This window comes from Streptomyces sp. NPDC052101 (assembly GCF_040680235.1).
Taxonomy (GTDB): domain Bacteria; phylum Actinomycetota; class Actinomycetes; order Streptomycetales; family Streptomycetaceae; genus Streptomyces.
Map to the genome: position 1 here is coordinate 45,482 of NZ_JBFAWH010000018.1, position 11,274 is coordinate 56,755.

The window sequence follows — 11,274 nt, forward strand, 5'->3', positions numbered from 1 at the left end:
ACAGGGAGTCCCCACCCCGTCGGTCCGCCCCGCGCGCGGCACATCTGGGAGGTACGTACATGTCCGGGACGACCACGGCTGCCGTTCGGCAGCGCCGTCGGGCGGCCGGGGCCGGTACCAACCGCTGGGTCGTCCTCGTCGTCCTCTGCGTCAGCCTGCTGCTGGTCGCGCTCGACGCGACCGTGCTGCATGTGGCGGTACCCGCCGTCACCGAGGACCTCAAGCCCGGCGCCATAGAACTGCTCTGGATCGTCGACGTCTATCCGCTGGTCTGCGCCTCGCTGCTGATCCTCTTCGGCACCCTCGGCGACCGCATCGGCCGCCGGCGCGTCCTGCTGCTCGGCTACGGCCTGTTCGGCGTCGCCTCCGCCATGGCCGCCTTCGCGCCGACGGCCCCCGCGCTGATCCTCGCCCGCGCCCTGCTCGGCGTGGGCGGCGCCATGATCATGCCGGCGACCCTGTCGATCCTGCGCCAGGTCTTCCCCGACCGGCGCGAGCGCGCGCTCGCCATCGGCATCTGGAGCGCGGTGGCCGCCGTCGGCGCGGCCGTCGGCCCGCTGCTCGGCGGCTTCCTGCTGGAGCACTTCTGGTGGGGCGCGGTCTTCCTCGTCAACATCCCGCTGATGCTGGTCAGCCTGCCGGTCGGCCGGATCCTGCTGCCCGAGTCCCGCGGCGACCGCAGCGTCCCCTGGGACGTGGTCGGCGCCCTGCTGGCGGCCGGCGGTCTCTTCGGTGTCGTCCTCGGGGTGAAGCAGCTGGGCGGCACAGCGGCCTCGGCCGGCCCCTTCACCGCGCTGCCGCTGCTGACCGGCACGGCCCTCCTCATCCTCTTTGTACGGCGGCAGCGGCGGCACCCGCATCCGCTGGTGGACCTGCGGATGTTCGGCCGGCCCGCGTTCAGCACCTCGGTGGGCTGCATCGTGCTGGCGATGCTCGCGCTCGTCGGACTGGAGCTGATCGCCGCCCAGTATCTGCAGCTGGTGCTCGGACTCTCCCCGCTGCAGACCGGCCTCAGGCTGCTGCCCCTGACCATCGCGGCGATGGCGGCGGGCCTGGCGGGCGCGCGGATGCTGCGCCGCTTCGGGCCGCGCCGGATGGTGTGCGTCGGCTTCTTCCTCACCGCCGCCGCGGTCCTGACGCTCACCGCGATGGGCGGCACCGACAACGCGCCGCTGCTGCTGTCCGGTTTCGTGCTGCTCGGCTTCGGCCTGGAGACCACGCTGTTCGGGGCCTACGAGTCGATGCTCAGCGAGGCCCCGGCCGCGCAGGCGGGCGGCGCGGCGGCGATCGGCGAGACGTCGTACCAGCTCGGCGCGGGCATCGGCATAGCACTGCTCGGCAGTGTGATGAACGCGGCCTACACCCCCGGTCTGCGCGCGGTGCCGGGCGTGCCGCGACAGGCCTCGGACGCGGCGGGGCACTCGCTCGGCGAGGCCTACGACGTCGCCGGACGCCTCGGCGGACCCGCCGGGGCGGCGCTGCGCCGGGCCGCGCGGGACTCCTTCGTGCACGGGCTGCATGTGACGCTGCTGGTGAGTGCGGTGCTGTTGCTGCTGGGCGCGGTGATGGCGCTGCGGCTGCCGCGGGTCATGCAGTGCGCGGAGCCCGTGGCTGCGGTGGAGCTGCCCGCGCCGCGGGATGTGGCGGAGGCCCGCGTAACGGCCTGACGTACTGGACGTGCGGGACAGCGCACCGTAACGTCGGCGGCAAAAATGTGACTAGCGGTGCTAGTTTTCGCCGCGTTCCCGTGTGCCGGAGGGTGTCCCATGTCCGCGTCCTCGAAGTTGCCTGCGAAGGTGCCAGCGGAGGTGCCTGCGAAGGTGTCAGCGAAGGTGCCACCCTTCGATCCCGCCGACCCGCTCGGGATCGACGACCTGCTGGAGCCGGAAGACCTGGCCGTGCGGGACACCGTGCGGGCCTGGGCGGCGGACCGGGTGCTGCCCCACATCGCCGAGTGGTACGAGAAGGGGGAGCTGCCCGGCATCCGCGAGCTGGCCAGGGAGCTGGGCGGGATCGGGGCGCTCGGCATGTCGCTCAGCGGATACGGCTGTGCGGGGGCGAGCGCCGTGCAGTACGGCCTGGCCTGCCTGGAGCTGGAGGCGGCGGACTCCGGCATCCGGTCCCTGGTCTCCGTGCAGGGCTCCCTCGCCATGTACGCGATCCACCGGTTCGGCAGCGAGGAGCAGAAGCAGCAGTGGCTGCCGCGCATGGCGGCCGGCGAGGTGATCGGCTGCTTCGGACTGACCGAGCCCGACCACGGCTCCGACCCCGCCGCCATGCGCACCCACGCCAAGCGCGACGGCACCGACTGGGTGCTCAGCGGCCGCAAGATGTGGATCACCAACGGGTCGGTGGCCGGGGTGGCCGTGGTCTGGGCGCAGACCGAGGACGGCATCCGCGGCTTTGCCGTCCCCACCGACAGCCCCGGCTTCTCGGCGCCCGAGATCAAGCACAAGTGGTCCCTGCGCGCTTCCGTCACCAGCGAACTCGTCCTGGACGACGTACGCCTGCCGGCCAGCGCCGTACTCCCGGAGGTCACCGGACTGCGCGGCCCGCTCAGCTGTCTGTCCCACGCCCGGTACGGCATCGTCTGGGGCGCGATGGGCGCGGCGCGCAGCAGCTTCGAGGCGGCGCTGGACTACGCGAAGTCGCGGGAGCAGTTCGGGCGGCCCATCGGCGGCTTCCAGCTCACCCAGGCCAAGCTCGCCGACATGGCGGTCGAACTGCACAAGGGCATTCTGCTCGCCCACCATCTGGGGCGGCGGATGGACGCCGGCCGCCTGCGTCCCGAGCAGGTCAGCTTCGGCAAGCTCAACAACGTCCGCGAGGCGATCGAGATCTGCCGTACGGCACGGACGATCCTCGGTGCCAACGGGATCTCCCTGGAATACCCCGTGATGCGGCACGCGACCAACCTGGAGTCGGTGCTCACCTACGAGGGCACCGTCGAGATGCACCAGCTCGTGCTGGGCAAGGCGCTCACCGGGCTCGACGCCTTCCGGTGAGCCTGCGGGGAGGCAGGGCCGGCGAGCGGCCCTGCCTCAGCTCTGGTTGAAGAAGCCGTCGTCGCGGTGGCCGGACGCCTCACCGCTGATGATCTCCGTGTCGGCGGGCGTCAGCAGGAACACCCGGTTGGAGACGCGGTCGATCGAGCCGCGCAGACCGAAGATGAGCCCCGCGGCGAAGTCCACCACGCGCTTGGCGTCGGCGGGCTCCATCGCCGTGAGGTTCATGATGACCGGGACGCCGTCCCGGAACAGCTCGCCGATGGCGCGGGCGTCCCGGAAGCTGTCCGGAGTGACCGTGCCGATCCGGCGGCCCTTCTCCTCGGCCGTGTCCGTGGCCACCTTCACCCGGGGGTCCGTGACCCAGGCGTCCCCGGACTCGGAGCCCTCGGAGTACTCGTCGTCGTAGTAACGCTCGTCATCGTTGTCGTCGACGAGGCCGAGCCACGCACTCGCCTTGCGTACCGATCCCATGGACGCCTCCTCTCACACCGGTCCTTCTTGCTTTCCGCATCCCTATGGTCATCCATGATGCGGACGGCGCGCCAAGTGGATAGACGCCGCGCGGGGGGTTTGTGACGGTACTGGTGCACAACCGATCCGTCGAGAGTCCTTGTGTCCCAAGGGTGCGGACTCGTACGGCTGCTGACTGAGAGTGAAATATGATTGTCGGCGGCGGACGGGTGATGCCCAGCGCGTACGGGTGAACGCCAACGTCGTACCACACCACGGGGGATCGTCGTGTTCGGAATCGTCAGACCGTGCTCTCATCGGCTCGGTGAACGTCTCAAGGCCGAGTGGATGGCGCATTTGTGCGGGCTCTGTCTCGCACTGCGCCGCGATCACGGGCAGTTCGCGCGGATCGTGACCAACTATGACGGCCTTCTGCTCTCGGTTCTGACGGATGCTCAGACGGGCCCGACCGCCGACGGCCGCCGTACGGCCGGGCCGTGCGCGCTGCGTGGGATGCGCACCGCGTCGGTCGCCCGGGGCGAGGGCGCGCGACTGGCCGCCGCCGTCTCGCTGGTACTCGCCGCGGCGAAGGTCCGCGACCATGTCGCCGACGGGGACGGGCTGCTGGCCCGCGAACCGGTCGCTGCCGCCGCGCGTCGCCTCGCCGCGGGCTGGGGCAGAGCCGGCGCCCGCGGCGGCGCCGCGATCGGCTTCGACACCGCTGTCCTCGTCGAGGCCGTGGACCGGCAACTCGGCCTGGAGAGCCTCGCCGGACCCGGTACGCCGATCCTTGCCGTCACCGAGCCGACCGAGACCGCGACCGCCGCCGCCTTCGCCCACACCGCGATGCTGGCCGGACGGCCGGGCAACGCCCAGCCGCTCGCCGAGGCCGGACGGCTCTTCGGGCGGCTCGCGCATCTGCTGGACGCCGTGGAGGACCAGCACACCGACGTGTTGGCGGGCGCCTGGAACCCGCTCACCGCCACGGGCACGTCCAGGACCGAGGTCCGCCGGCTCGCCGACGACGCCGTGCACGGCATCCGGCTCGCCCTGCGCGAGGCCGAGTTCGCCGACGGCAAGCTCGTCCATCTGCTGCTCGTGCACGAGCTGGAGCGTTCCGTGGACCGGGCGTTCGGCACTTCGTCGTGCGGACACACACCCGAGGCCTCCTTCGGACCGCCGCCGGGACACCACGTGCCCCAGGCTCCCGGGCACCCGTACGGCGATCCCTTCGGCGGGCAGCCGCCGCGCCCGGACAAGCGGGGCTTCTGGGCCGGTTGCGCGGCCGCGCTCGGTCTGTGCTGCACCTGCAAGGTGTGCTGCGCCGACGAGTTCGAGGGACCCTGGTCGCGGAAGAGGCGCGAGGGGTGCTGCGCCAACTGCGACTGCGACTGCGACCTGTCGTGCTGCCAGGTCTGTGAGTGCTGCGAGTGCTGTGAATGCTGCTCCGGCTGTGACTGCGGGCTGTGACAGAAGCATGAAAGGGAGGGGAGGGGCGCGCGTGTGAAGGCGAGGAAAAGGAGGGAGAACGCGGGCACGCCCGCCCGGAGGGCAGGCACACGCAGGGGGTCAGCTCAACAGGAACAGGACCACACGCGACCGAAGTCGATGTGGGAGCGGGTGACCAGCCACTGCTGTGGATGCATGGGGCAAGTGGAACAGGCATCCGGTGTGGCGTCAACTGACGTGAGACGTACGGCTCACAGTTCGGACAGCCTTGACAGGTGCGGGAAACGCCCACGTACTCTCGGTGGACGGCCCTGCTGAGGGGCTCGGCCGTATCCGCGCCGCACGGCGCGTCCGTGTGAAGGCACCGACCTGACTCTCGCGTCACGGAGCCTTCGCATGCCATCCGACATCCAGAACAGCCGGTCGTTCCCACCAGGTCATCCCGGGGAGCGCCCGGTGAGGCCGCAGCTGGTGATCGTGGGAGCCGGGCCGCGGGCTACCGGACTGCTGGAACGCATCGCCGCCAACGCGCCCGAGCTGTACGCCGGTTCGGGCCTCGACATCCATCTGGTCGACCCGCATCCGCCGGGCGGCGGCCGCATCTGGCGCCAGGAGCAGTCGCCCCTGCTGTGGATGAACTCGCACGCCGAGGACGTCACCATGTTCACCGACGAGACGGTGACCATGGCCGGCCCGGTGCGCGAGGGGCCCACCCTGCACGAGTGGGCCGGCCTGGACGGCAGCACCTTCGCCGACCGGCGGCTCCAGGGCCGCTATCTGCGCCATGTGTACGAGCGCGCGCTGGCCGAGCTGCCCGGGGGCATCACCGTCCACCACCACGCCCGGCGCGCGCTGCGGGTCAGCGGCCCGCGCGAAGGCCGCCAGCAGGTGTGGCTGGAGGACCGCCCACGCCCCCTCCTCGCCGACCTGGTGATCCTCGCCCTCGGCCACCTCGACGCCGAACTCGACGCGGAACAAGCCGCATTGGCCGCCCACGCCCGCGCACACGGCCTGGTGCACCTGCCGCCCGACTTCACCGCCGACAGCGACCTGTCCGCGCTGCGGCCCGGCGAACCCGTGCTCGTACGGGGCTTCGGGCTGGCCTTCGTCGACCTGATGGTGCTGCTCACCGAGGGCCGCGGCGGGCGGTACGAGGACGGCACCTATCTGTCCTCCGGGCAGGAGCCGGTGCTCTACGTCGGCTCGCGGCGCGGAGTGCCGTACCACTCGAAGATCGGCTACGGCTGGACCGGCGACCGGCCCCCGCTGCCCCGCTTCCTCGGGCCGCCCGAGATCGAGGCCCTGCTGGCGAGACCGGACCGCCTCGACTTCCGGCGCGATGTGTGGCCGCTGGTGGAGAAGGAGCTGGGCTTCGCCCACTACCACCGGCTGTTCACCGCCCACGCCGGACGTACGGCGATGGCCTGGGCCGACTTCGAGGAGAAGTACGCGGCCGCGGACGACCCCGCCGAGCTGCGCGCGCTCATCGCCGCCGCCGTACCCGACCCGGCCGACCGCCTCGACCTCGCCGCGCTCGACCACCCGCTGGACGGCGTCCGCCACACCTCGCACGAAGCGTTCCAGGAGAGCCTGCGCGGCTATGTCGAGGCGGACCTGAACCGCCGTCACGATCCTTCCCACAGTGCGGATCTGGGTGTCTTCCTCGGGCTGCTCTCCGTCTACGGGCAGCTCGTGCGGCTCGGGAACACCGGCCCCCGGTGGCACGGCTTCTTCAGCTATCTGGCGTCCGGGCCGCCCGGACCCCGGCTGCGGCAGATGCTCGCGCTGTCCCGGGCCGGCCTGCTCCGGTTCGTCGGCGCCGACATGACCGTCAGCGCCGAGAACGGGGTGTTCCGGGCCGCCAGTCCCACCGTGCCGGGCTTCTCGGTCGAGGCCCGGGCGCTGGTCGAGGCCCGGCTGCCCGAACCCGCCGTCGGCCGGGCCCGCGACAGCCTGCTGCGCGAACTGCACGCCGACGGCGCCGCCGAGACCCCCGACGGACTGCTCCGCACCGATCCCGCCGACGGCCGGATCCTCGACGGCGCCGGACGGCCGCATCCGCGGCGCTTCGCGCTCGGCCCCTTCACCGACGCCCGTACCCCCGGCGCCTTCACCCGGCCGCGCACCGGAGGGGCCGCGTTCCGGCAGAACGACGCGACCGCCCGTGCGGTGCTGGCCTTCCTCAGTACGACACCCGTAAAGGAACTCGCGCGATGAGCGTCATGGCCGACATCAGATCGGTGCACAAGAGCTTCGGCCCGCGCGGGGAGCGGACGCGGGCGTTCCTGGCGAAGGTGCTGTGAGGATGGGTGCTTCGTACCGTCGTGGGCTGCCGCATCTCGCCGCCGCCGTCGATCTGCCCGGCTGTTTCGGCGCCGAGCCCTGCGTCGAGCTGGTCCGGCTCGCCGAGCGCGGCGGGCTGGACTTCGTGACGCTGGACGACTCCCTCGGCCGGCAGGGGCCCGACGCCCTCGGCGTGCTGTCCCGGGCGGCGCCCGCGACCCGGCGCATCGGCCTGGTCCCGACCGTCACCACCACCCGCACCGAGCCCTTCCGGGTGCGGGCCGCCGTGGCGACGCTGGACCGGGCCAGCCGCGGCCGGGCCGGCTGGCGGATCGGCGTGTCCACCGGCGGGGACGAGGCGGGCGAAGTCGCCGACCTGGCCGCGCGGTTGTGGGACAGCTGGGAGGACGGCGCCGGAATCCGGTCCGTGCCGACCGGCCGCTTCCTGGACCGGGACAAGCTGCACCGCGTCGACCTCACCGGCACCGCCTTCCCGGTCCGGGGCCCCTCGACCCTGCCCCGGCCGCCGCAGGGCCACCCCGTCCGCGTGGTCGACGCCACCGACGGCCCGGCCCGTACCGTCGCCGCCCGGTACGCGGACGTGGCCCTGGTGCGCGCCGTGACCCCGGCACAGGCCACCGCCGTACGCGAGGAACTGCGCGCTCTGGCCGTCGGGTTCGGGCGGGACCCGGACGGCCTGCGGATCCTGGTCAGCCTGCTGGTCGACCTCGGTGACGGAGAGCACGCCGCCGAACCCGGACACGGCGGCGGGGGCCCGCGCCCCACCGTGCGGGGGCCGCTGTACCGGGGCGGTCCGGTCGATCTCGCCGAACTGGTCGCGGGCTGGCACGCCGACGGTGTCACCGACGGCTTCCACCTCGTCCCCGTCGACCCGCGCCGTGACCTGGAGCGGCTGGTCAACGGCACGGTGGCGGTGCTCCAGCACCGCGGCCTGTTCCGCACCTTCTACCCGGGCAGCACTCTGCGCGAGCACCTGGGCCTCGCCCGGCCCGCCGGGCCGGTACGCCGGGGCCGGGGAGCGCCCTGACCGGGAGCGGCCCGGTTCCCGGCGGGCGAGGACACCACCGTGCGACCCGGCGGGCCGGCGCGTCGAACTCATCGCGGTCGGACGGGAGTTGTGGTGCTCCTGGACGTCCGACGGGATGCCGCGGCCGTTCGCCGGGTTCGGGCTGCCCCGCTCCCCGCAGGGACATCCCGTGATCATCCAGGCCGGGGAGTCGGGGGAGGCACGGGAGCCGGCCGCCGCACCGACCTCGGACGACGGCTCGCGGCCCACGGCCGCGCTCCGCGGGGCCTGAAGGTGATGCCCGCGGCCACGTACGCGCTGCGCGCGCTGGAACGGATCCAGGGGAGGGACCTGTCCGGGTGCGCCCCCGGGAGACCGTGATCGTGAGCGGCGGGCAGTCCTTCGTCGGCACCCCCCGACTCGGTCGCCTCCGGGCGGGCATACGCTGGGCTGATGGGGGGGTGCCGGGCTGACGGTCGGGTGTGCCGGGCCGGTGCCATCGTGCGTTTGGCTGATTATCGGGGTGTGTCGGACCGTCATCAGCGTGTGCTGAGCGGATGTCAAGAGCTGCCGCGTAAGAGTGGTTTAAAGTCCTACGGCCGAAAGGCACCCTTGTGGCGACCGGTCGTTCGGCCGAATACTCCCCCTCAGCGCTTGCCAGGGGGCATGCGTGTTCGGAATCCGGGCCAGCCCCCTGGCTGCGCCTCACGGGCCCCGACCCCACGCGGGCCCCCGACTTCCCCTGGGAGGGAACGACAAGTGAGGATCAAGCGCATCACTCCCCGCAACGACACCGCGAGACGGACCCGGCTGATCGCCGTGGCCACCGGTCTCCTGGCCGCAGCCGCGTTCGCCGCCCCCACCGCGAACGCCGGCGACAACGACACCTTCAGTGCAGCCCAGCTCAGCAAGGCCGACAACTCCGTCCTCAAGGCCGACGTACCCGGCACGGCCTGGGCGGTGGACAGCAGGACCAACCGCGTCGTCGTCACCGTCGACAGCACGGTGTCCAAGGTCGGGATCGCGAAGATCAAGCGACAGGCCGGCGCCGAAGCGGGCGCGCTCACCATCAAGCACACCCCCGGCAGGTTCAGCAAGCTCATCACCGGCGGGGACGCCATCTACGGCGGCTCCTACCGCTGCTCGCTCGGCTTCAACGTGCACAACGGCGGCACCTACTACTTCCTCACCGCCGGTCACTGCGGCCAGGTGGCCTCCACCTGGTACAGCAACTCCAGCCACAGCACGGTGCTCGGCACCAATGTCGGCTACAGCTTCCCGGGCAATGACTTCGCGTTGGTCCGGTACACCAACTCCTCCATCGAGCACCCGAGTTCCGTGGGCAGCCAGTCCATCACGAGCGCGGCGACCCCGTCCGTCGGCGCGACCGTGTACCGGCGCGGTTCCACCACCGGGACGCACAGCGGCCGGGTCACCGCGCTGAACGCCACCGTCAACTACGGCAGCGGCGACATCGTGTCCGGGCTGATCCAGACCACGGTGTGCGCCGAGGGCGGCGACAGTGGTGGCCCGCTGTACGCGGGTACCGTGGCGTACGGTCTGACGTCCGGGGGCAGTGGTGACTGCACTACCGGTGGTACGACGTTCTTCCAGCCGGTCACCGAGGCGTTGAACTACTACGGGGTCACGCTGCCCTGACGGTCCGGTGGGCCCCCGCATGCCGTTGGGCGTGCGGGGGCCGTTCGGTTTCGGCCAGCGGGTGTGGTCACTGTTCGGGGTGGGTCACTTGCGCATGGTGTTTGCTGTGCGAACTTTCCTGACATGACTGTGCACGGTCAAGCGAAGTGGGGGGCGTAAGCACTCTCTACGCGCGTCCTGAAGTCAACCTTGTGTGCTCCCTGTGCCGTTCGGAAGAGTAGGCCCTCGTCAACCAGCCTTCCGGTCCGTGGAGTCCCCACAACTCGCGGACCATCCCCCCACAGGAGGACGTGAGTTGAAGCATCGACGCATACCCGGGCGGCGGGCCGCCCTGGCCGGAGCGGGAATCGCCGCACTCGTCGCCGCGGGTGTCACCTTGCAGAATGCGAACGCCAGTGAGCCCGTGAAGTCGGCTCCGGAGCTGAAGGTACTGTCCGCTCCGGCGGCCGGAAACCTCGCCTCCACCCTGCTGAAGAACCTCGGCTCCGACGCCGCCGGCAGCTACTACGACGCGCAGGCCAGGAGTCTCGTCGTCAACGTGCTCGACCAGGGTGCCGCGCACACCGTCGAGGCGGCCGGAGCCAAGGCGAGACTCGTCACCCACTCGCTCGCCGCGCTCGACGGGGCGCGCACGACGTTGCAGAAGGACGCGACCATACCGGGGACGTCATGGGCGACCGACCCGGTGAGCAACAAGGTCGTCGTCACCGCCGACAAGACGGTGTCCGGCGCGGAGTGGGCCAAGCTGAGCAAGGTGGTCGACGGGCTCGGCGGCAAGGCGGCACTGAAGCGGTCGAAGGCGGAGTTCAAGCCCTTCATCGCCGGCGGTGACGCGATCAGCGGTTCCGGCGGGCGGTGCTCGCTCGGGTTCAACGTGGTCAAGGGCGGGCAGCCGTACTTCCTGACCGCCGGGCACTGCACCGCGGCGATCTCCGCCTGGTCGGACTCCAGCGGCAAGGAGATCGGCCAGAACGCGGAGTCCCACTTCCCGGGGACCGACTTCGGTCTGGTGAAGTACACGGCCTCGGTGGACCACCCGAGCGAGGTCGACCTGTACAACGGGTCCACCCAGAAGATCACCGGTGCCGCCGAAGCCACGGTGGGGATGAAGGTGACGCGCAGTGGGTCGACGACCCATGTGCACGACGGTACGGTCACCGGGCTGAACGCGACGGTGAACTACCAGGAGGGCAGCGTCAGCGGTCTCATCCAGACCGATGTGTGCGCCGAGCCCGGTGACAGCGGCGGCTCGCTGTTCTCCGGGAGCAACGCCATCGGGCTGACGTCCGGTGGTAGTGGTGACTGCACCTCCGGCGGGGAGACGTTCTTCCAGCCGGTCACCGCCGCGCTGTCCGCTACGGGGGCGCAGATCGGCTGAATCGTTCGTTCCGTGGAGTC

At 71.7% G+C, this 11,274-nt stretch carries 8 protein-coding genes and 1 pseudogene; 8 read left to right on the forward strand and 1 reads right to left on the reverse strand.

Going from position 1 to position 11,274, the window contains the following annotated elements; all coding sequences use genetic code 11:
- The first annotated feature begins 59 nt into the window (after positions 1-59).
- Together AB0L75_RS28800 and AB0L75_RS28805 are read left to right on the forward strand one after the other, a co-directional pair.
- Positions 60-1,667: an MFS transporter gene (locus tag AB0L75_RS28800; RefSeq protein ID WP_365186423.1), complete on the forward strand. Its 1,608-nt coding sequence runs from the start codon at positions 60-62 to the stop codon at positions 1,665-1,667.
- Between the two features lie 99 nt (positions 1,668-1,766).
- The gene (locus tag AB0L75_RS28805) at positions 1,767-3,005 is read left to right on the forward strand and encodes an acyl-CoA dehydrogenase family protein (protein WP_365186425.1); all 1,239 of its coding nucleotides are present in this window, start codon (positions 1,767-1,769) and stop codon (positions 3,003-3,005) included.
- 36 nt (positions 3,006-3,041) lie between these two features.
- Here AB0L75_RS28805 and AB0L75_RS28810 read toward each other — a convergent pair whose 3' ends face one another.
- The gene (locus AB0L75_RS28810; RefSeq protein WP_365186428.1) at positions 3,042-3,479 is read right to left on the reverse strand and encodes a cell division protein SepF; all 438 of its coding nucleotides are present in this window, start codon (positions 3,477-3,479) and stop codon (positions 3,042-3,044) included.
- A 267-nt stretch (positions 3,480-3,746) separates the two neighbouring features.
- Between AB0L75_RS28810 and AB0L75_RS28815 the strand changes: the two genes are divergently transcribed.
- From AB0L75_RS28815 to AB0L75_RS28840, 6 genes and pseudogenes are all read left to right on the forward strand, one after another.
- A complete protein-coding gene (locus tag AB0L75_RS28815; protein WP_365186430.1) occupies positions 3,747-4,928 on the forward strand; it encodes a DUF5685 family protein in 1,182 nt (393 codons plus the stop codon).
- 435 nt (positions 4,929-5,363) lie between these two features.
- Positions 5,364-7,124, forward strand: a complete 1,761-nt coding sequence (locus AB0L75_RS28820; protein ID WP_365186432.1) for an FAD/NAD(P)-binding protein — start codon at positions 5,364-5,366, stop codon at positions 7,122-7,124.
- Positions 7,125-7,212: 88 nt separating this feature from the next.
- The gene (locus AB0L75_RS28825) at positions 7,213-8,238 is read left to right on the forward strand and encodes an LLM class flavin-dependent oxidoreductase (RefSeq protein ID WP_365186433.1); all 1,026 of its coding nucleotides are present in this window, start codon (positions 7,213-7,215) and stop codon (positions 8,236-8,238) included.
- A gap of 64 nt (positions 8,239-8,302) precedes the next feature.
- Positions 8,303-8,577: pseudogene (locus AB0L75_RS28830) on the forward strand (F420-dependent methylene-tetrahydromethanopterin reductase); the annotation flags it as partial.
- A 399-nt stretch (positions 8,578-8,976) separates the two neighbouring features.
- Complete coding sequence (locus tag AB0L75_RS28835) at positions 8,977-9,876, forward strand: S1 family peptidase (RefSeq protein ID WP_365186436.1); 900 nt, start codon at positions 8,977-8,979, stop codon at positions 9,874-9,876.
- Between the two features lie 295 nt (positions 9,877-10,171).
- On the forward strand, positions 10,172-11,254 hold the full coding sequence (locus tag AB0L75_RS28840) for a S1 family peptidase (RefSeq protein WP_365186439.1): 1,083 nt from the start codon (positions 10,172-10,174) through the stop codon (positions 11,252-11,254).
- Positions 11,255-11,274 lie beyond the last annotated feature (20 nt).

Excerpts from the sequence above, each read along its gene's own strand:
- AB0L75_RS28810 (WP_365186428.1), bottom strand. The coding sequence starts at position 3,479 with ATGGGATCGGTACGCAAGGCGAGTGCGTGGCTCGGCCTCGTCGACGAC.
- AB0L75_RS28825 (WP_365186433.1), top strand. The coding sequence starts at position 7,213 with ATGGGTGCTTCGTACCGTCGTGGGCTGCCGCATCTCGCCGCCGCCGTC.
- AB0L75_RS28800 (WP_365186423.1), top strand. The coding sequence starts at position 60 with ATGTCCGGGACGACCACGGCTGCCGTTCGGCAGCGCCGTCGGGCGGCC.
- AB0L75_RS28805 (WP_365186425.1), top strand. The coding sequence starts at position 1,767 with ATGTCCGCGTCCTCGAAGTTGCCTGCGAAGGTGCCAGCGGAGGTGCCT.